This is a genomic window from Streptomyces sp. NPDC002734 (assembly GCF_040295685.1).
In the GTDB taxonomy this organism is placed as follows: domain Bacteria; phylum Actinomycetota; class Actinomycetes; order Streptomycetales; family Streptomycetaceae; genus Streptomyces.
On record NZ_JBEOVU010000002.1, the window covers coordinates 85835 to 103427 of the forward strand.

The 17593-nt window shown below is 74.8% G+C and carries 17 protein-coding genes and 1 pseudogene; 6 read left to right on the top strand and 12 right to left on the bottom strand.

From position 1 onward, the window contains the following. Positions 1-34: 34 nt before the first annotated feature. Positions 35-715 carry an ABC transporter ATP-binding protein gene (locus tag ABT026_RS02075; protein WP_351111175.1) on the bottom strand — a complete coding sequence of 227 codons (681 nt, stop codon included), beginning with the start codon at positions 713-715 and terminating at the stop codon, positions 35-37. Then, positions 712-1830 carry an ABC transporter permease gene (locus tag ABT026_RS02080; protein WP_351111177.1) on the bottom strand — a complete coding sequence of 373 codons (1119 nt, stop codon included), beginning with the start codon at positions 1828-1830 and terminating at the stop codon, positions 712-714. The genes ABT026_RS02075 and ABT026_RS02080 overlap by 4 nt, the downstream gene beginning before the upstream one ends. Before the next feature lie 183 nt (positions 1831-2013). On the opposite strand from ABT026_RS02080, the gene ABT026_RS02085 reads away from it, so the two are divergent. Then, positions 2014-3273 (top strand): sensor histidine kinase, encoded by a 1260-nt coding sequence (locus tag ABT026_RS02085; protein ID WP_351111179.1) that lies wholly within the window; start codon positions 2014-2016, stop codon positions 3271-3273. Continuing rightward, the gene (locus tag ABT026_RS02090; RefSeq protein WP_351111181.1) at positions 3270-3914 is read left to right on the top strand and encodes a response regulator; all 645 of its coding nucleotides are present in this window, start codon (positions 3270-3272) and stop codon (positions 3912-3914) included. Before ABT026_RS02085 ends, ABT026_RS02090 begins: the two co-directional genes overlap by 4 nt. On the opposite strand, the pseudogene ABT026_RS02095 reads toward ABT026_RS02090, so the two are convergent. The 4 genes and pseudogenes from ABT026_RS02095 to ABT026_RS02110 form a co-directional block, all read right to left on the bottom strand. Beyond that, a pseudogene (locus tag ABT026_RS02095) lies at positions 3839-4159 on the bottom strand (glycerate kinase); the annotation flags it as partial. The gene ABT026_RS02090 and the pseudogene ABT026_RS02095 overlap by 76 nt on opposite strands. 19 nt (positions 4160-4178) lie before the next feature. Continuing rightward, positions 4179-4847, bottom strand: coding sequence for a hypothetical protein (locus ABT026_RS02100; RefSeq protein WP_351111183.1), 669 nt, complete (start codon positions 4845-4847; stop codon positions 4179-4181). Beyond that, positions 4844-5680, bottom strand: coding sequence for an ABC transporter ATP-binding protein (locus ABT026_RS02105; protein ID WP_351111185.1), 837 nt, complete (start codon positions 5678-5680; stop codon positions 4844-4846). The genes ABT026_RS02100 and ABT026_RS02105 overlap by 4 nt, the downstream gene beginning before the upstream one ends. Positions 5681-5684: 4 nt before the next feature. Further along, the gene (locus tag ABT026_RS02110) at positions 5685-6827 is read right to left on the bottom strand and encodes a glycerate kinase (RefSeq protein ID WP_351111626.1); all 1143 of its coding nucleotides are present in this window, start codon (positions 6825-6827) and stop codon (positions 5685-5687) included. 98 nt (positions 6828-6925) lie between these two features. On the opposite strand from ABT026_RS02110, the gene ABT026_RS02115 reads away from it, so the two are divergent. The 3 genes from ABT026_RS02115 to ABT026_RS02125 all read left to right on the top strand — a co-directional run bounded on the left by ABT026_RS02115 (position 6926) and on the right by ABT026_RS02125 (position 9066). Continuing rightward, positions 6926-7453 (top strand): NUDIX domain-containing protein, encoded by a 528-nt coding sequence (locus ABT026_RS02115; RefSeq protein ID WP_351111187.1) that lies wholly within the window; start codon positions 6926-6928, stop codon positions 7451-7453. Between the two features lie 75 nt (positions 7454-7528). Beyond that, positions 7529-8197 (top strand): MBL fold metallo-hydrolase, encoded by a 669-nt coding sequence (locus ABT026_RS02120; protein ID WP_351111189.1) that lies wholly within the window; start codon positions 7529-7531, stop codon positions 8195-8197. Positions 8198-8304: 107 nt separating this feature from the next. Next, the gene (locus tag ABT026_RS02125) at positions 8305-9066 is read left to right on the top strand and encodes an SIR2 family NAD-dependent protein deacylase (RefSeq protein WP_351111191.1); all 762 of its coding nucleotides are present in this window, start codon (positions 8305-8307) and stop codon (positions 9064-9066) included. A 44-nt stretch (positions 9067-9110) separates the two neighbouring features. Here the strand turns inward: ABT026_RS02125 and ABT026_RS02130 are convergent, their stop codons facing one another. The 4 genes from ABT026_RS02130 to ABT026_RS02145 form a co-directional block, all read right to left on the bottom strand. Further along, positions 9111-10520, bottom strand: coding sequence for an RICIN domain-containing protein (locus tag ABT026_RS02130; protein ID WP_351111193.1), 1410 nt, complete (start codon positions 10518-10520; stop codon positions 9111-9113). Positions 10521-10680: 160 nt separating this feature from the next. After that, positions 10681-11202 (bottom strand): methylated-DNA--[protein]-cysteine S-methyltransferase, encoded by a 522-nt coding sequence (locus ABT026_RS02135; RefSeq protein WP_351111628.1) that lies wholly within the window; start codon positions 11200-11202, stop codon positions 10681-10683. Between the two features lie 22 nt (positions 11203-11224). Further along, a complete protein-coding gene (locus ABT026_RS02140; protein ID WP_351111195.1) occupies positions 11225-12703 on the bottom strand; it encodes an AlkA N-terminal domain-containing protein in 1479 nt (492 codons plus the stop codon). Positions 12704-12796: 93 nt separating this feature from the next. Further along, complete coding sequence (locus tag ABT026_RS02145; protein WP_351111197.1) at positions 12797-14044, bottom strand: geranylgeranyl reductase family protein; 1248 nt, start codon at positions 14042-14044, stop codon at positions 12797-12799. Between the two features lie 240 nt (positions 14045-14284). On the opposite strand from ABT026_RS02145, the gene ABT026_RS02150 reads away from it, so the two are divergent. After that, positions 14285-15724: an MFS transporter gene (locus ABT026_RS02150; RefSeq protein WP_351111199.1), complete on the top strand. Its 1440-nt coding sequence runs from the start codon at positions 14285-14287 to the stop codon at positions 15722-15724. A gap of 76 nt (positions 15725-15800) precedes the next feature. On the opposite strand, the gene ABT026_RS02155 is transcribed toward ABT026_RS02150, so the two are convergent. Beyond that, a complete protein-coding gene (locus tag ABT026_RS02155; RefSeq protein WP_351111201.1) occupies positions 15801-16049 on the bottom strand; it encodes a hypothetical protein in 249 nt (82 codons plus the stop codon). Further along, complete coding sequence (locus ABT026_RS02160; protein WP_351111203.1) at positions 16046-17356, bottom strand: S8 family peptidase; 1311 nt, start codon at positions 17354-17356, stop codon at positions 16046-16048. Before ABT026_RS02160 ends, ABT026_RS02155 begins: the two co-directional genes overlap by 4 nt. Positions 17357-17593: the final 237 nt, after the last annotated feature.

Consider the following 17593-nt stretch of genomic DNA (forward strand, 5'->3'; position numbering starts at 1 on the left):
CGTTTCCCGGGGCTTCCGGGACCCTCCGCCCGCTTCAGTGGCGGGCGGGGTGGCGCAGGGCCCCGTCGCGGACCTCGGCGACCCGGTCCGCGGCTGCGAGGTGGGTGGTGTCGTGGGTGACGAGGACGGTGGCGGTGCCCTGCCGGCGGGTGAGGCGGCTGATCAGGTCGACGACCGCGGCGCCCCGTTCGTGGTCGAGGGCGCTGGTGGGCTCGTCGACCAGGAGGACGGTGGGCTCGTTCATCAGGGCGCGGGCGATGTTGACGCGCTGGCGCTGGCCGCCGGAGAGCTGGTGGGGACGGCGGCCGGCCAGGTCGGCGAGGCCGACCGCGTCGAGGAGGTCGAGCGCGCGGGCACGGGCCTTCGTGGGGCTGCGGCCGTCGATGACGGCCATGACCTGGAGCTGCTCGGCGGCGGTGAGGGAGGGCAGCAGGTTGGGCTGCTGGAAGACGATGCCGATCTTTCGGCGCCGCAGGTCGGTGAGCTCGTCCCGGCCCATGCCGGTGGTGTCGTCACCGTCGACGGTGACGGTGCCGGAGTCGGCGGTGATCAGGGTGGCGGCCACGGCCAGCAGGCTGGACTTGCCGGAGCCGGAGGGCCCGACCACGGCGGTGAGGCTTCCCCCGGGGACGTCCAGGGTGACCCGGTCGAGGGCGGTGAGGCGCGTGTCGCCGTCGGGGTAGGTGAGGGTGACGTCGGTCAGGTTCAGGCTCATCGGGCACTTCCCAGGGCGGTCAGCGGGTCGACGGAGGTGATGCGGCGGACGGACAGGCCGGCCCCGGCGGCGCCGAGGAGGATCGTCACGGCGGCGGGCAGCAGGACGGTGGCAGGCGTCAGGAGGAAGGGCACGGCCCCGCCGGCGACCAGCACGCCGAGGGCGGCGGCGAGGCCGGTGCCGAGGGCGGTGCCGCCGGCGAGCAGGACGAGGGCCTGGCCGAGGGAGTCCCGCAGGAGCCCCGCCGTGGACGCTCCGAGGGCCTTGAGGACGGCGACGTCGCCGCTGCGCTGGATGGTCCAGACGGTGAAGAAGGCGCCGACGACGAGGGCGGAGATGGCGAACAGGAAGCCGCGCATCAGCTGCAGCGAGCCGTTCTCGGAGGTGTAGGAGCCGATCGCGGAGAGCGAGTCGTCCTTGGTGAGGGTCCTGGTGCCCACGGCCCGGTCGGTGGCCGCGGTGTCGACGCCGGGTCCGGTGTCCAGGGCGATCACGGTCGCGGTCCGGTTTTGGCCCGTGCCGTCGCCCGCGCCCCTGTCCGCTCCGGCGCCGGAGCGGGGGGCAGCCTTCCGCCAGACGTCGAGGGTGGTCCAGACGACCGGGGTGTGGCTGAAGGAGGCGTCGCCCTCGACGGCGGCCACGGTCAGCCGCTGCCCGGCCAGGGTGAGGGTGCTTCCCGGCCCGGCGCCGAGGTCCTCGGCGGCCGTGGCGGACAGCACGGCCGACCGTTCGTCCAGGCGGTCGCCGTCCGGGGCGAGACGGGATCCCGCGCGGACGCCGAAGGCGGAGACCGCGGCGCTCCTGTCCCCGGCGGTGGCCCTGGTGGTGGTGATGCCGAGCGGCTCCGCCCGACGGACGCCGGGGGTCCTGGCCCACCGCCGCCACTGCTCCTCGGTGACGGTGGAGTCGGAGTACGACAGGTCCGGTGCGCCGTCGGCTCCCTGGAAGGCGATCCGGTCGGCGGGCAGGCCGGTGATCGCGGAGGTGTTCTGCCGGCCCAGTCCGGCGGTGAGGCCGGACAGCAGGCCGACCAGCAGGGTGATGAGGACGATGACGGATCCCATCAGGGCGAAGCGCCCCTTGGCGAACCTGAGGTCTCTCCATGCGACGAACACGACTTCTGCCTGCCTCTTTCCTGCCGGGGGGAACGGGTGTGTCGGTGTGTCCCCACCCTCGCCGCGGACGCCCGGCGCGGGCATCCGGCTCAGGACGGCACTTGGCGGGCCGGAGGTCGGCGCCCGACTTGTAACTTTCGGCGGAGGCCGTCGGGTGGGACGTGTCCTTAGGCTGGAGGCACTGTGAACACCGCCGCTCCCGCCCTCACCCCGACCAGCCGGGCCCTCACCTGGTGCCTGCACCTGCTGGTCGTCGGCCTGCTCGTGCTGGCCGCCGGCCGGGCCGTGACCGACGGAGCACCCCACGCGGGGGCGACCGTGGCGGCGGCCGCGGGGTGCGCCGCGGTGTACGCGGCCGGTCCCGCCATGCCCCGCGTCCGCCGGTCACGGCGTGCCGCGGCCTGCTGGCTGACCGCCGTGGGCGCCTGCTGGCTGGTGCTGCTGGTGCTCACCGCCGACGCGGTGTGGCTGGCCTTCCCCCTGTACTTCCTGCAGACCCACCTGCTGCCGCGCCGTGCCGGCCTGGCCGCCGTCGGCGTGACCGCGCTCTGCGCCGTCACCGCCTTCGCAGCTCATCAGGGCTCCTTCACTCCCGCCATGGCGATCGGTCCCGTCCTGGGCGCCGCGGTCGCCGTCGCGGTGGTGTGGGGCTACCAGGCGCTGTACCGGGAGAGCGAGGAGCGGCGCAGACTGATCGAAGAACTGACCGCGACGCGGGCCGACCTTGCCCGGGCGGAGCACACCGCCGGTGTCCTGGCCGAACGCGAACGCCTGGCCCGCGAGATCCACGACACCCTCGCGCAGGGCTTCTCCAGCATCCAGCTGCTGCTGCGCGCCGCCGAGCGGGCCCTGCCAGAGGCCCCGGAGACCGCCGCACGCCACGTCGGCCAGGCCCGTCGGGCGGCGGTGGACAACCTTGCCGAGGCCCGGCGCTTCGTCTCCGCGCTCACCCCGCCCGCCCTGGAGGACACCACCCTGGCCGGGGCGCTGGAACGCCTGTGCTCCACCACGTCCGCCCGGCACCCGGTCACCGTGCGCTTCCGCCTCGCCGGCCGTGCCGTGCCGCTGCCGACCGCACTCGAGGTCGCGCTGCTGCGCGTCGCCCAGTCCGCGCTCGCCAACACCGTTCACCACGCCCATGCCACCACCGCCGAGGTCGCTCTGGGCCACCTCGGCGACCAGGTGACGGTCGAGGTCGTCGACGACGGCGTCGGATTCACCCCCGGTCGGCCGGCCGCCGCTCCGGGTCGCGGGAGCGGCGGCTTCGGCCTGGCCGCCATGCGGGCGCGCCTGGCCGACCTCGGCGGCACGCTCACCGTCGAGTCGGCTCCGGGCCGCGGCACCGCCCTGACCGCCCGGCTGCCCGTGGGCCCGGTGAGCCCGGAAGGCCTGGTCGGCCCGGTGACCCCCGCTTCCGACGACGAACACGAGGAGCACCGGTGACCGACGCACCCGTCCCACCCGTCCGACTGCTCCTGGCCGACGACCATCCGGTGGTGCGGGCCGGGCTCCGCGCCGTGCTGGAGACCGAGCCCGGCCTCACCGTCGTCGCGGAGGCGGCCACCGCCGAGGAGGCCGTCGCCCGCGCCGCGCGGGGCGACGTCGACGTCGTCCTGATGGATCTGCGGTTCGGCAGGGGCATGGGCGGGGCCGAGGCCACCGCCCGCATCACCGCCCGGCCCGGCGCCCCGCGGGTGCTGGTCGTCACCACCTACGACTCCGACGCGGACACCCTGCCCGCCATCGAGGCCGGCGCCACCGGCTACCTCCTCAAGGACGCGCCGCCCGAGGACCTCGCCGCCGCCGTCCGCGGCGCCGCCACGGGTCGCACCACCCTCGCGCCCACCGTCGCCGACCGCCTCATGGAGAGGCTCCGCACTCCCCACGCCGCCCTGACCCGCCGGGAGACCGAAGTCCTGTCCCTGGTCGCCGAAGGGCTGTCCAACCAGGCGATCGGCCGGCGGCTCCACCTCACGGAGGGCACCGTCAAGTCCCACCTGGCCCGTGTCTACGCCAAGCTCGGGACCAGCTCGCGCACCGCCGCCGTGGCCACCGCCGCCGACCTCGGCCTCATCCGCCGCTGAGTCCTCCCCCTCGCCTTCGCGGTGACCGCTCGGAGCGGACCGCGCTGGGCGAGCCGGTCCCGGGCCGGGGACTCCGCGACGCGCTCCGGCAGGGGCCCGGCGTTCGCGACGCCCGCCGGGGCCTGCCCCCGCGGCGTCTGCGCGTCCAGGGAGCCCTCCCCCGTGGTCACCGGGTCCGCCCGCTCCAGCTCCACGGCGAAGCCGACGACCTCCATCAGCACCTCGATGCCGGGCCGGAAGCGCGCGCGGCGACGCGCAGGGGGGTCAGGCGGGGTCGCCGCCCGCGGTCGCGCCGGCCCGGCCCGCCGCCCGGGCGGAGACCCACCAGCAGGCCACGGCGAGCACGACCGCCCCCGGCAGCGAGAGCAGCGGGAAGCGGACCTCGGCCGCGCCGGAGGCGAAGGCATCCCTCACCGCGGCGTTCGCCGGCGACCCCGTGAGCACCAGCAGCAGCACCGAACCGGCCACCAGCACCCCCGCCCCGCCCGCCGTGCTCCGTACCAGCGGCGGGCTGCCCACCGCCCCGAGGGCGCTGCCGGTCAGGGCGCACACCACGCCCGCCGCCGGCCCGCCCAGCAGCACCGCGCCCGCCTCGTCCGGCGCCGGACAGACCAGCACCGACGGCACCGCCGCGAGCAGCGCCAGAAGCAGCGCGAAGGCCAGCGGGACGGCGAGCGCCGCGTACTGCGGGCGGCGCACACCCTTCGCCGCGGCGAGACAGGCCCGGGCGGCCGGCGGCTCCGCGACCAGCAGGGAACGGGTCAGCCACGCAGCCGTGGGCACCAGCACCGCCGCGTTCCAGCCGAGCTGGCTGCCGAGCGACGACTGCCCGTCCAGGGAGATCGCCACCAGCCCCGCGTAGAGCAGCGACGGTGGCAGCCAGCGCTGGGAACGCAGCAGCAGGATCACGTGGTAACGCAGCAAGGCCCTCATCTCCCGCCCTCACCCCCGCCCCCGCCCACCGCACGGATGTGCACCCCCGGCCGGGCCAGCAGCACACGCAGCAGCGCGTCCGAGCACGCCTCGTCCGTCTCCAGCCGCACGCCCCCGTCGGCGAGGGAGGTGGCCGCGCGCACCCCGGGCAGCGCCGCCAGCGCCTGCGCCCCGCCCAGGTCGCCCGCGCAGTCGATCCGCACCGCCGCGGCGACGGCCCGGTGGGCCACCGCGACCCCGCCGTCGGCCACGGTCCACCGCAGGTGGGTGCGGTCCTCGAGCCGGGCCGGGTCGTGGTCGACGAAGACCGCGGTCGCGCCCCGGGCGACCCGCTCCTCCACCGCCTCCTCCAGGGCGGTCCGCGCCGCGGCGTCCAGGCCCGTCCACGCCTCGTCCAGGACGAGCAGGTCAGGTTCGGCGAGCAGCGCCTGGATCACCGCGATCTTCTGGCAGGTGCCCTTGGAGAGCCGGGCGAGCGGGCGGTGCGCGTGGCCCTCGGCTCCGAACCGTGCCAGCAGGCGTGTGCCGCGCCGTTCGGCCTCCGCACCCTGCAGGCCGTGCACCTGTCCCATGAGCCGCAGGTACTCCAGCGCGGTGAAGGGCAGCGCCGGCGGGAAGCGCTCCGGTACGTACGCGGTGCGCGCCGGGCGCCCGAGCACGCGCCCGCGGTCCGGCCGGGCGGCTCCCGCGATCACGCGCAGCAGGGTGGACTTCCCGCAGCCGTTGCCGCCGGTGGCCCTGATCGTCCGCCCGGGCGGCAGCTCCAGGTGCACGTCGCGCAGCACCCACGGACCACGCCGCCCGTACCTCAGGCCGACCTCTTGGAGTCTCATCGCCCTACACCAGCCAGTCCCGGGCCAGGGACTCCGCGACGCGCTCCAGCAGGGGCCCGGCGTTCGCGACGCTGCGGGTGACGTCCGGTTCCAACGCCGCCAGGGGGTAGGCGCGGGCGATGCCGGCGCCCCCGAGCTCCTCGGGGGTGAGGGCGAGGCGGCCGCAGACGGCGACCACGGGGACCCCCGCGGCGCCGGCCGCCGCCGCGACGCCCGCCGGGGCCTTCCCCCGCAGCGTCTGCGCGTCCAGGGACCCCTCTCCCGTGATCACCAGGTCCGCCCGCTCCAGCTCCGCGGCGAAGCCGACGACCTCCATCAGCACCTCGATGCCGGGCCGGAAGCGCGCCCCCAGCAGCAGCGCCGCGTAGCCGAGTCCGCCCGCGGCGCCCGCCCCCGGCGCCTGGGCGAGGCCCTTGGCCCGGGGACCCGCGGCCTCCTCCATCACCTCCGCGTAGCGTCCGAGCGCCGCGTCGAGCACCGCGACGTCCTCGGGTGAGGCGCCCTTCTGCGGCCCGTACACGGCGGCCGCCCCGAAGGGCCCGGTCAGCGGGTTGTCGACGTCGCTCGCGAGGACCAGCTCCACCGTCCCGTCGCCCACCCGGGGGTCCAGGCCGGAGAGGTCGACGGACGCCAGCGCCCCGAGGGCCCCTCCCCCGGGCGGCAGCTCCCGCCCGTCCGCGTCCAGGAAACGCGCTCCGAGCGCGGCCAGCATGCCGGCGCCGCCGTCCGTGGTGGCGCTCCCGCCCACGCCGAACACCACCGTCCGGGCCCCCGCGTCCAGCGCGGCCCGCAGCAGCTCCCCCGAGCCGCGGGTGGTCGCGGTGAGCGGTGCGAGGACGCCGCCCGGCAGCCGCTGGAGTCCGCTCGCCTCGGCCATCTCCACCACGGCGGTGTCGCCCCGCGCCGCGAAGGCCGCCCCGACCTGTTCCCCCACGGGCCCGGTCACCCGTGTCCGGTGCCGTGCGAACCCGGCGGCCACCGCCGCGTCCACCGTCCCGTCGCCGCCGTCGGCGACCGGCAGCGCGGCCACCTCGACGTCCGGCGCGACGCGCCGCAGCCCCGCCGCGACGCGTGCGGCCACCTCGACCGCGGTCAGCGATCCCTTGAACTTGTCCGCGGCGACCAGCACCCGCCGGGCCTTCTCCACCACAACGCCTCCGCTCTCCGGCCACCCGTCGCAGCGACCATAGGACGGGTGCGCCCGGGCCCGCCATGGCCCCGCGCCGCTCTCGCTAGGCTGAGTGCGTGACCTCCTCCGACGAGGCGTACGCCGCCTACATCGCCGGCCTGCCCCGCATCCTGTGTGGCGCGGCCACCCTTTTCCGCGACGCCGCGGGCCGGGTGCTGCTGGTCGAACCGAACTACCGCGACGGCTGGGTGCTGCCAGGCGGCACGGTGGAGTCCGACGAGGGCGAGACCCCGCGCCAGGGCGCCCGGCGGGAGACCGCCGAGGAGATCGGCCTGGACGTGCCCCCGGGGCGCCTGCTCGCCGTGGACTGGGTGCAGAGCACCACCCGCCCGCCGGTCGTGGTGTACCTGTACGACGGCGGCGTGCTGGGCGCGGAGTCCGTCGCCGCCGTGCGCCTCCAGGAGGAGGAGCTGCTGTCCTGGCGCTTCGTCCCCCGCGAGGAACTGCCCGAGTACCTGCTCGGCCCCCTCCTGGGCCGGGTGACGACCGCCCTGGACGTCCTGGCCGACGGCTCCGGCCCCGCCGAGCTGGAGAACGGCCACCGGGTCGACCGGCCGGCCTCGGCACCCGTGTCGGGCGCCTGACCGCCTTCCGCACCCCCGGGTGAGCCGTCGGCGAACACGGGGACGCCCGCCGGGAAAGCCGTGGAGGCTGGCGGCATGGACGTCATCGAGGTGCTGCCGTCGTTGCGCATGCTCCGCTTCCCCGTGGGGGCGGCCTACCTGTGGCGGGACGGCGACGGGCTGACCCTGGTCGACACCGGGACGGCGGACGGCGCCGCGCGGATCGAGAAGGCGCTGGACGGTGAGCTGCGGCGGATCGTGCTGACGCACTGGCACGAGGACCACGCCGGCTCGGCGGCCGAACTGGCCGCCCGGCACGGCGCGGAGGTGGTGGCCCATCGGCTGGAGGCACCGGTGATCCGCGGCGAGGCGGCCGGGGCGCCGGCGGTGCTCGAGGACTTCGAGCTGCCGATCCGCGCGTCCCTGCCGCCCCTGCCGCCGGCCCCGCCGTGCCGGGTGGATCGTGAGGTCGAGGACGGCGACGTGCTGGAGTTCGGCGGCGGGGCCGTGGTGGTGGCGGTGCCCGGGCACACGGACGGGTCCATCGCGCTCCACCTGCCCGGGCCGAGGGTGCTGTTCACCGGGGACGCGGTCGCCAACGTCGGCCGGACCCTGCTGGGCGTCTTCAACACCGACCGCGCCCGGGCCGTCGCGTCGCTGCACCGGCTCGCCGGGCTGGACGTCGACACGGCGGTCTTCGGGCACGGCGACCCGGTCCCGCACGGCGCCGCGGCCGCGCTGAGGGCGGCGGCCGCGGCGGTGTGACCCTGCGGGCGGCGTCCGCGGCGTCCGCGGCTCCTGCGGCTCCTGCGGCGGCAGCGGCAGCGTTAACCGTTCGCGGCGCCCCGCCGCCCGCACCTACTCTCGGGCGCATGACCACGCCCATCCCCACGTCCTCGCCCCGCCGTTCCTCCAGGCCGCTGGTCGCCGTCCTCAGCGGCGCCGGGATCTCCACCGACTCGGGCATCCCCGACTACCGGGGACCCAACGGCGTGTGGCGGCAGGACCCGGACGCCGAGAAGCTGGTCACCTACGAGTACTACGTCAACGATCCGGAGATCCGGCGCCGTTCCTGGCGGATGCGCCGCACGACGGGGCTGCTCGACGCCGAGCCGAACGCCGCCCACCGGGCGGTGGCCGAGCTGGAGCGGTCCGGCGTGCCGGTGCGCGTGCTCACCCAGAACATCGACGGGCTGCACCAGAAGGCCGGGATGCCGGACCGCAAGGTCCTCGAGCTCCACGGCTCGGTGCGCTCCGTGGTCTGCGTGCGCTGCCACGCGCGCGGCCCGATGTCCGAGGCGCTGGCCCGCCTGGACGCCGGCGAGGAGGACCCGCGCTGCCTGGCCTGCGGGGGCGTCCTGAAGCCGGCGACCGTGATGTTCGGCGAGCCCCTGGACACCGAGGTGCTGAGCCGGGCGCTGGCGATCACCAAGGCCTGCGAGGTCTTCGTCGCCGTGGGCACCAGCCTCCAGGTGCACCCCGCCGCCGGTTTCGCCGGGGTGGCCGCCGACCACGGGGCGCGGCTGGTGATCGTCAACGCGGAGGAGACGCCGTACGACGAGCTCGCCGACGAGGTCGTCCGCGACCCCATCGGAACCGCCCTCCCCCGCCTCCTGCGGGAGCTGGCCGCCTGACCTGGGCGGGCAGCCCCCGCGCGGGCTCGGGGGGGGTCGGTGGGTCAGTTGCCGCGGGTCCACTGCTGGTTGGAGCCGTTGTTGCAGGAGTAGGTGATCAGCGCCGCGGAGTTGGCGGTGGAGCCGCCGTTGACGTCCAGGCACTCGCCGGTCGCACGGGACTTCAGCTGCGCGTAGCCGCCGGAGGTGGTCACCGACCACTGCTGGGCGTTCTCCCCGGTGCAGGTCTCCTGGGTGACGCCGGAGGACTTCTCGGTCACGCAGAGCGCGCTGCCCCGGCCCGACAGCTGGTGGTAGCCGTTGCCGACGGACTTGAACCACCACTTCTGGTTGGCGCCGCCGTTGCAGGTGTACTGCTTGAGGGCGACGCCCCGCTGCAGCGACTGGTCCGGCACGTCCGCGCACTTGCCGCTGTGCCGGGCGGTCAGCGTCTCGTAGTTCGCCTGGACCCCGGAGACGGATCCGGCGGCGGCGTCGATCGTCAGCTCCGGCGTCCAGGACATCGACATGCTGGTCGAGGTCGGGAAGCTCAGCGGCAGCCACACGTAACGCGAGTCGTTGACCGTGCCGCCGAAGGAGTTGCCCCAGCGGTCGCCCAGGTAGAGGTGGGCGGTCCCGGAGCTGCCCTGCACCGGCAGCACCCACGCGGTCTGCGACCCGTAGGCGGTGGAGTCGCCGACGTTCTGCATGGACGTCCACGGGCCGGCCGGCGAGGAGGCGGTCGCGTACTTCTGCTGGTTGGGGCTCCAGCCGGTCGCGCCGGAGGTCAGCATGAAGTAGACGTTGCCCCGCTTGAACAGCGCGGGCGCCTCACGGTGGCCGCCGGGCCAGGGGTTGGCGACCAGGCTCTCGACGTTCGTGTACGCGGAGTTGAGCCGGTAGATGTGCAGGTCGTAGTTCTCGCGGGCGGCGGACACCATGTAGCCGGTCCCGTCGGTGTCGACGAAGACGGTGATGTCCCGCGACATGTGCTGGCCCAGCGGGCGGAAGCTGCCCTGGTAGCTGTAGGCGCCGTCGACGGTGTCGGAGACGGCGACGGCCGCGCGCGCCTCGCCGTAGTCGGAGCCGTTCTCCTTGTGCATCCACATCACGTACTTGCCGGTGGAGGCGTTGTACATGACCTTGGGCCGCTCGATGTTGGCGCTCGCCAGCTCGCCCGCGCTGGAACGGGTCAGGACGTGGTTGCGGAACTCCCAGTTCCTCAGGTCGGTGGAGCGGTAGGCGTCCACGTAGAGGAACCTGTTGGAGGAGTCCCGGTGCTCGCCGAACCAGTAGTAGTACGAGCCAACCTTCACGACCCCGCCGCCGTGCGCGTGCAGGGGGTTGCCGGAGGTGTCGGTGAACTGCTGGCCGTTGGCGACGGTCTGCGGGGCGGCCTGGGCGGGTCCGGCCAGCGCGAGCGCCGCGGACACCGCCAGGCATAACGCCGCGAGGATCGCGTACACACGTCTCATGGGGGTTGCCTCTCGTCGATGGGGGACACGGATGTGCCGTCGAGATGCGAGCAGAGGTGCGGGAGACGCGTGGGGCGTCCCCTCCCCCTGGCATACCGCCCCTGGAGCACCGGAAACCGGCCCGGCGCGCGACGAGGTCAACAGCTGCCGGCAGGCCCGGTCAGAACAGCACACCCGTGCCGGAGGGCTCCGCCGCGCCGGCCCCGGACCGCTCGAACGCGAGCAGCCGCTGCTTGCGCTCGAGGCCGCCGCCGTAACCGGTGAGCGAGCCGCCCGCCCCGATCACCCGGTGGCAGGGCACGATGATGCCGACCGGGTTGCGCCCGTTGGCGAGGCCGACGGCCCGCGAGGCGCCGGGGCTGCCCAGCTCGGCGGCGAGCTGCCCGTAGGAGCGGGTCTCGCCGTACGGGATGGCCCGCAGCCGCTCCCACACGGACCGCTGGAAGGCGGTCCCGTTCATCCGCAGCGGCAGGTCGAAGTCCCGCAGCTCGCCCGCGAAGTACGCCTCCAGTTGCTCGACCACCGCCGGGAAGGGCCCGTCGGCGGCGGTCACCCGCTCGCCGAAGGTCTCCTCGAGCGGCCGGTGCCGCTGTTGCGTCATGTAGAGCCCGCACAGGACGCCGTCCTCGGCGACCAGCGTCAGGACGCCGTAGGGACTCTCCACCACCGTGTGCTGCTTCATCACTCTCATCCCAGGAAGTCCTTCACACCGGAAGGAAGTTGATCGGGTGACTCTCGGTCGCCCAGAGGTACTGCACCGCGTACGCCCGCCACGGCCGCCACGCCTCGGCCCGCGCGGTGAGCGCGGCGGGGGTGGACGGCAGCCCGAGCTCCTGCGCCGCGCGGCGGATGCCGAGGTCGGTGGGCAGGAAGGCGTCGGGGTCGCCGAGCGCCCGCATCGCGATGACGTCGACCGTCCAGGGCCCGAAGCCCGGCAGCTCCAGCAGTCGCGCCCGCGTCTCGGGCCAGTCGCTGTCCACACCGAGCTTCAGCGTCTCGTCGGCCAGCCGTCCCACCAGGGTGGTCAGGGTCCCGCGCCGGCTGCGCGGCATGGCGAGCGACTCGGGGTCGAGGGCGGCCAGCGCCTCGGGCGACGGGAAGAGGTGGGTGAGCCCGCCCTCGGGGTCCTCGACCGGCTCCCCGTGCGCGGTCACCAGCCGGGCGGCGTGCGTGCGGGCCGCCGCGGTGGACACCTGCTGGCCCAGCACCGCGCGGACCGCGAACTCGGCCTCGTCCACCGTGCGCGGCACCCGCCGCCCGGGCGCCTTGTCGACGTAGGGCCGCAGCACCGGATCGGCGCGCAGCTGGTCGTCCACGGCGACGGGGTCGGCGTCGAGGTCCAGCAGGCGCCGGCAGCGGCTGATGGCGACGGTGAGGTCGCGCAGGTCGGTCAGGGTGAGCCGGCAGGCGACGTGGTCCGGCATCGGCGCGAGGGAGACGACGCCGTGCCCGTGCGGCAGCCGCAGCGTGCGGCGGTAGGCGCCGTCCCGCCACTCCTCCACGCCGGGCACGGCGGTGGCGGCGAGGTGCCCGAACAGGTTGTCCGGGTTGAGCGGCTCCCGGAACGGCAGCCGCAGCGACAGGGTGCCGCCGCTCGCGCCCTCGGCGGGGGCGGCCTTGTCCCGCAGCTGCCCCGGGGTGAGCGCGTACACCTCGCGCACGGTCTCGTTGAAGCTGCGCACCGAGGAGAAGCCGGCGGCGAAGGCGACGTCCGCCATGGTCAGCGCGGTCGTCTCGATCAGCATCCGCGCGGTCTGCGCCCGCTGGGCCCTTGCCAGGGCCAGCGGCCCCGCGCCGAGCGTGGCCAGCAGCTGCCGCTCGATCTGCCGCGTGCTGTACCCGAGCCGGGACGCCAGTCCCGGCACTCCCTCCCGGTCCACCACCCCGTCGGCGATCAGCCGCATGGCCCGGGCGACGACGTCGTCCCGCTCGTTCCACTCCGGCGACCCGGGCGTGGTGTCCGGCCGGCAGCGCTTGCAGGCGCGGAAGCCGGCCTGCTGGCAGGCGGCCGCGCTGGGGTGGAACACCATGTTCTCGGGTTTGGGCGTCATCGCCGGGCAGCTCGGCCGGCAGTAGATCCCGGTGCTGAGCACGGCCGTGTAGAACCACCCGTCGAACCGCGCGTCCCTCGACCGCACGGCCCGCACACAGTGCTCCACGTCCAGATGCATTCCGTTCCGCATGCCTCCAGCATCCGGCATCGAAGGACCCGAGGCTGGCAGGAATCCGACATGGCCTTCGGTCGGGGGCAGGCCGCGCCCCCGGCCGCTTCGGCCCTACGCGAACGGCTTGCGGTGGTCGAGGGAGATCGAGCGGCGGCCCGCCCAGCGCCAGACGCGGCCCGCGGCGTCGCGGTCCTCGTCGGTGACCAGGTTGCCCATCCACCGCAGCGCGAGCGTCATCAGGAGCTGGGAGCGCATGCCGACCGGGCCGAGGGCGGGGAGCAGGCGGGGGACGGTCACCAGGCCGGCCAGGCGGCGGGCGACGGAGAACGCCTCGCCGTAGTGGCCGCGCAGGACCTCGGGCCAGACCGTGGCGAGGTCGTCGTGCTCCTGGAGGATCTCGGCGACCAGCCGGCCCGTCTCCAGGCCGTAGTCGATGCCCTCGCCGTTGAGCGGGTTGACGCAGCCGGCCGCGTCGCCGATCAGCGCCCAGTTGGGCCCGGCGACGCCGGAGACCGCGCCGCCCATCGGCAGCAGGGCGGAGGTCTGGGCGCGCAGTTCGCCGCGCAGGGCGAAGTCGTCCCGGCACTGTTCGGCGTAGTGGCGCATCAGCGGCTTGATGGCGACGTCGGCGGGCCGCTTGGCGGTGGCGAGGGTGCCGGCGCCCAGGTTCACCTCGCCGTTGCCGAGGGGGAAGATCCACCCGTAGCCGGCGAGGGCCGCGCCCTTCTCGTCGCGCAGTTCGAGGTGGCTGCTGATCCACGGGTCGTCGGAGCGGTCGGAGGCGACGTAGGAGCGGCCCGCCACGCCGTACACGGTGTCGCGGTGCCACTCGCGGCCGAGGGCCTTGCCCAGCGGCGAGCGCACGCCGTCGGCGACGACCAGGCGGCGGCAGAGCACCGTCTCGACGGGCGCGTCGTCGCCCTTGCCGACGCGGAATCGCACGCCGCGCACGCGCCCGTCCTCCATCACGGCGTCCAGCGCGCGGACGCCGTCCTGGGCCGCGGCGCCGCTCTTCATGGCCACGGTGCGCAGGTGGTCGTCGAGCTCGGTGCGCGGGACCGCGGAGCCCCAGTCGGGCAGCGAGCCGCCGGGCCAGCGCAGGTGGAGCGTCCGGCCGAAGCCGTGCGCGCGCAGGCCCTGGTTGACGGTGTGGGTGCGCAGCCAGTCCTCCAGTCCGAGCCGGACCAGCTCGGCGACGGCCCGCGGGGTGAGGCCGTCGCCGCAGGTCTTGTCACGGGGGAAGGTCGCCGCGTCGGTGAGCAGGACGTCCTTGCCGGCGCGGGCCAGCCAGGCGGCGGCCGAGGAACCGGCCGGGCCGGCGCCGACGACGAGGACGTCCACGGAGGTCGGGAGAGTCACGGAGTCATCCTCCCATCCCCCCGTGTGACGGCCGAAGGGCCCCGGCGCGGCCGGTGCGGGAGCACTCCCGGCCCCTCCTCGCGCGTCTCACCCAGCGAGACGCCTTTGCCGGACTATGAGACGATCATGAAATGGTCTGAGGGCAGTGCGGAACGCGCCCTTCCACCGGAACGACGCGTTCCGTCGTGCGGGCCGCCGACACGGCGCCGGTGGCCCTCCCCCTCGCGCGAAAGAACGAACATGTCCGCAACACCAGCACCCGCATCCGCAGGCTCCGCGCCGGCACCGGTCAATCCGCGCTCGCGCGTCCTCGTGGCCAGCCTCATCGGCACCACGATCGAGTTCTACGACTTCTACATCTACGCCACGGCCGCCGTCCTGGTGTTCCCCGCGCTCTTCTTCCCGAGCGACGACCCGACGACTGCGCTGCTCTCCTCCTTCGCCGTCTTCGGTGCGGCGATGGTGGCCCGCCCGATCGGCGCGATGGTCTTCGGTCACCTCGGCGACCGGCTCGGCCGCAAGGGGACCCTGGTGGCCTCGCTGCTCACCATGGGCATCGCGACCTTCCTGATCGGTGTGCTGCCCACGTACGCGCAGGCCGGCTGGGTCGCCACCGCGCTCCTCGTGGTGATGCGGCTGGCCCAGGGCTTCGCGCTGGGCGGTGAGTGGAGCGGCGCCGCGCTGATCGCCACCGAGAACGCCCCCAAGGGCAAGCGCGCCCTCTTCGGCACCTTCCCGCAGCTGGGCGCCCCGCTGGGCTTCATCATCGGCAACGGCCTGTTCCTGATCATCGGCGCGCTGCTGCCGTCCGCGGCCGGGGCCGACCCCTCGCAGCCCTCCGAGGCGTTCCTCGACTGGGGCTGGCGGATCCCGTTCCTGTTCTCCGCGGTGATGGTCGCGATCGGCCTGTGGGTGCGGATGCGGCTGGTCGAGGCCCCGGTGTTCACCCGTACCCGTGAGGCCGGCCTGGTCCGCAAGCTGCCGCTGGCCACCGTCTTCCGGGGCCACTGGAAGCAGCTGGTGCTCGGCACCTTCTTCATGCTGGCGACGTACGTCCTCTTCTACCTGATGACGACCTTCTCGCTGAGCTTCGGCCGCACCCCGACGGACGCCGCCGTCCCGGGTCTCGGGTACGGCTACACCACCTTCGTGCTGATGCTGATCTTCGGCGTGCTCTTCTTCGCCGTCTTCACGCTGGTCTCCGGCCCGCTGGCCGACAGGTACGGACGGCGTCGCACGCTGATCGCCGTGACGGCCGGCATCATCGTCTTCGGCCTGGTGTGGGCGCCGCTGGTCGGGCTGGGCACCGTCGGCGTGGTGCTGTGGCTGGTGCTGGGCTTCGCGCTGATGGGCATGACCTTCGGCCCGATGGGCGCGCTGCTGCCCGAGCTGTTCCCGACCAGCGTGCGCTACACCGGCTCCGGCATCTCGTACAACGTGAGCTCGATCCTCGGCGCGGCGGTCGCACCGTTCATCGCCGTCGCCCTGTGGGAGGCCGGTGACGGCTCGCCGTGGCTGGTGGGCGTCTACCTGTCCGTCATGGGCCTGCTGACGCTGGTCGCGTTGCTCCTCGGCAAGGAGACCAAGGACGTCGCCCTGGACGAGGCCGAGGCCCCGGAGGCCGACGGCCGGACGGGCGAGGCGGCCCCGGCGGCCTCGTCCGCGTCGACCACGGTCTGACCTCGCTGTGGCCCGCACGTCACGACGGCGCCCGTCCCCCTCCCGAGCGGGGGCGGGCGCCGTCGCCGTGCCGGGGTCACTGAAGGGGCGAGCCGGGGTCGGGCAGGGTGACGGTGCGGTCGAGGTCGACCGCGAGCACGCCGTCGACTGCCGCCAGCGCGGGGAGCCGGTCCTCCGCGGCGGTCCCCGACAGCGAGCCGAGCAGCGGCTGCTCGGCCGCCACCCGCAGCCCGGCCCCTCGCAGGGCCTCCACCACCTCGTGGAACCGGTCGGGGTCGACCACGAGGACGACCCCGACCGTCCTGGGCGGGTCCGGCTCGCTCACGGGACCTGGAGCAGCCCGGCGCCGACGTCCTCGGCGAGCTGCGGCAGCGGATAGGCGCCGGCCAGCATCCGGTCGCGCAGGGCGTCCGCCGCCATCGCGGGGTCCGCCTCTGCGTACAGCGCCAGGGCTCCGGCGACGTGCGGCGTGGCCATGCTGGTGCCCATCAGCGACTGGTAGGAGCCGTCGGGGGCGGCCGAGAAGATGCCGACACCGGGTGCGGCGACGTTCACCTCGCCGCCTTCCCCGTTGATCGCTCCGCAGGAGAAGAACGCGGTCGCCAGGTCCTTGTTCAGCGCGGCGACGGCGAGGATCGAGGGGCAGTTGGCGGGCCGTCCGACCGGCCTGACCACTCCGGGGCGCCGGCTCTCGTTCCCGGCGGCGGCGACCATCACGGTGCCCAGGCGCAGGGCCCGCCGGGCGACCTGTTCGTAGGTCTGCGGGAAGAGCTCACCGGGCTCGACGGACGCGCCGAGCGACATGGAGATCACCTTGGCGCCCTGCGCCACGGCCCAGGACATCCCGGCGAGGATCTGGCCGTCGGTCCCCGAGCCGCGGTTGCTCAGGACCTTGCCCGCCAGCACGCGGGCGTCGCCGGCGACGCCGTAGCGGGGCGCGTTCGCCGGGTCGGCCGGGCCGGCGACGGTGCCGATGCAGTGCGTGCCGTGGCCGTTGCCGTCCTCGACGCTCTCGCCCTCGACGAAGGAGGCGGTCTCCTCCAGGCGGTCGGCGAGGTCCGGGTGGTCGGTGTCCACCCCGGTGTCCAGGACGCAGACCTTGACGTCGCGTCCGGTCAGGGTGGAGAAGTTGGCCCGGATCGCCTGGAGGCCCCAGGTGCAGTTCGTCTCGTCCCAGGTGGGCCCGCGGTGGGCGGTCACCTCCGCCCTGGCCTGACGGGCGATCTGGTCGTCGTCGCTGCGGTAGGCCGGGTAGGAGTGGGTCACCGTGCGCTCGGCCTCGGTGATCATCAGGGCGTACACGTACCGCTCGGGCTCGGCCGCGACGACCGAGGGGCTGGTCTCGGCGGCGGTGACCAGCGCGTGCCGCTGGTCGGGGTCGGTGTCGACGACCGCGACGCCGAGGTTGTCGAAGAGCACCGAGGTGTCGGACGCCGCCAGGACCTCCTTGGCCTCGTCGGGGTCCGCTCCCGACACCGTCTCGACGCTCTGCACGCCGACCGCGGAGCGCAGGCCCTCGATACCCTGCCGCGCCTCGGCCTGGTCCAGCAGGACCACGTAGCGGCCGGTGTACGTCGGCTCGTTCCGTCGTGCTTCGGCCCGCTCCGGCTGTCCTCCGAAGGGTCCGCTCACAGGGCCTTTCATCGCCTTCTCCACTCTGTGCGCTGTCCGATGTGCGGATGTGCGCCGTTCGTGCGGCAAGGCTCGGGATCGTGTCGGTCCTGGCGGGTCCGCCACGCGACGGCGCGATGCCGTGTTCCGGCTGCCGTCGGCCCCTCTTCCACGATCCTCCTGCGCCGGGGACCAGGCAAGGCACTCCGGGCGGGCCTGCCGTGGGCACGTGCGGTTATCAGTAGAGTGAGGCCAGGA